Source organism: Polycladospora coralii (assembly GCF_014773435.2).
GTDB lineage: Bacteria > Bacillota > Bacilli > Thermoactinomycetales > Thermoactinomycetaceae > Polycladospora > Polycladospora coralii.
Genome location: NZ_JACXAG020000026.1, coordinates 1 through 1992, shown reverse-complemented (window position 1 = coordinate 1992; position 1992 = coordinate 1). Strand labels below are relative to the sequence as shown.

The window sequence follows — 1992 nt, the reverse complement described above, 5'->3', positions numbered from 1 at the left end:
GCAAGGGATCGAGCCGCCTAAGGTGGGGCAGATGATTGGGGTGAAGTCGTAACAAGGTATCCCTACCGGAAGGTGGGGATGGATCACCTCCTTTCTAAGGACGCTCCTTCTAGGAGCTTAAATCGAATCATGACAGGTCATGTAAGCACTCTTTAGTTTTCAGGGAATAGGTAACAGGCTTCCTTAAAAGGAAGCCTGTTTTTTGATATCCACTTACATATCAATTAACTGTATTTCAAAGATTTGTTTGAAGCTATTTAAAAGGATGTTTAGCAAGGCTGTTGATCATCAATTATCGCTTATTTCTTCTAACTTGAAATAGATTTGTGCCTTGCGTAAGCAAAATATGAAGTAAAAAACTGAGACGATTAAAGTGATGATGAGGTGTTTTTCCGTTTCCGATGCGAGCCATTTGATATTCGTACCAAAAATTTTCTAGTAATGATGCCTTATCAATGGGTTTAATTCCTGTTTTAATGGCAGGTAAATTTTGTGTTTGATAAGTCCCTCTACGTATTTGATTGGGAAGATCAGGTATTAAAACAAAGGGACGAGCAATGCCTAACATATCAATTGCGCCACTCGTACATGCTTCTTCCATGGCATGAACAGAACGAAATCCACCAGTGACTACGAGCGGTGTTTGAGGAGCGAATGCTCTTGCTTTACGAGCGAATTCTAAAAAATAGGCCTCTCTTTTTTGCGTACTTTCCTTCACGTTTTTTCCCATCATCATGGGCTTTTCGTAATTTCCACCCGAAATTTCAATTAGATCAATTTTCATTTTTACGAGTGTCTGAATGACTTGAATAGATTCTTCCTCTGTAAAACCGCCTCTTTGAAAGTCTGCCGAATTTAACTTAATGGCTATTGGAAAAGAATCACCAACGTGATGGCGAATCTCGCTATACACTTCAAGTAAAAATCGCATACGATTCTCTAGAGATCCTCCCCATTGATCACTACGTTGATTGTGGTAAGGGGATAAAAATTGATTAATGAGATAACCATGGGCAGCGTGTATTTGTACTCCGGTAAAACCTGCTTTTTTGACAATAGAAGCCGTATGGCCAAATCGTTTAATCGTGTCTATAATTTCATCTTCCGTTAACTCTCGTGGGGGAGCAAAGTATTTCGCTACAGGACCAGACAGGGGGATACGACTTGGAGCAACAGGTTCTTTTGATAGAAATTTTGGGCTTTGCTTACCAGGATGATTTAACTGAACCCAGTGATGTGCACCATTTTGTTTTCCTGCATCTGCCCATTTTTGTAATAGATCAACACTCTCCTCATTTTCGATGACTACATTATTAGGCTCACCTAATGCAGTATGATCAATCATGATGTTACCTGTCATAATAATACCAGCACCTCCCTCTGCCCATTTTTGGTATAGCTTAGGAAGAAGTAAACTGGGTTTGTTATCGTTGGTTCCCAATGCCTCACTCATTGCTGATTTAAAGAAACGGTTCTTAATTACAGTGCCACATGGAAGTTGTAAAGGCTCAAATAGAATATTGGTTTGCATTTTAGATCCTCCTTCAGGTATAAACATAATTATAAACAATGAATTACAAAATAAGGTTTATTAATTGAAATTGTCTTAATAAAGTGGGAAGGCTAATATTATAGAAACGGAGAACTTAGACCATTTAGTTAGTTGGAGCAGAGTCTTCACCTGACTCCTGGATGACTGAAACAAACTCCCATAATAAATAGGAAACAAAAACTAAAAAACATCTTGCAAAAAAAACAATACCATGGTATATTATTTCTTGTCGCCACAAGCGACGCTGAAATGAATCGTACCTTGAAAATTAGATATGGAAACAAGCTGTATGAAATACACTTGGTCTTTTTTAAAATGTCAAGTATATATTCACCGGAGAAGTAATCTTAAGAGTATTAAAACCATTTAGGTTAAGCTACTAAGAGCACACGGAGGATGCCTTGGCGCCAGGAGCCGACGAAGGACGGGACGAACACCGA

General features: G+C 38.7%; 1 protein-coding gene and 1 rRNA gene. One reads left to right on the top strand and one right to left on the bottom strand.

From position 1 onward, the window contains the following. Positions 1–94: ribosomal RNA gene (locus IC619_RS16540) — 16S ribosomal RNA — on the top strand; the annotation flags it as partial. 198 nt (positions 95–292) lie between these two features. Here IC619_RS16540 and IC619_RS16535 read toward each other — a convergent pair. Then, positions 293–1531, bottom strand: a complete 1239-nt coding sequence (locus IC619_RS16535) for an NADH:flavin oxidoreductase/NADH oxidase family protein (RefSeq protein WP_191141220.1) — start codon at positions 1529–1531, stop codon at positions 293–295. Between the last annotated feature and the right edge of the window lie 461 nt (positions 1532–1992).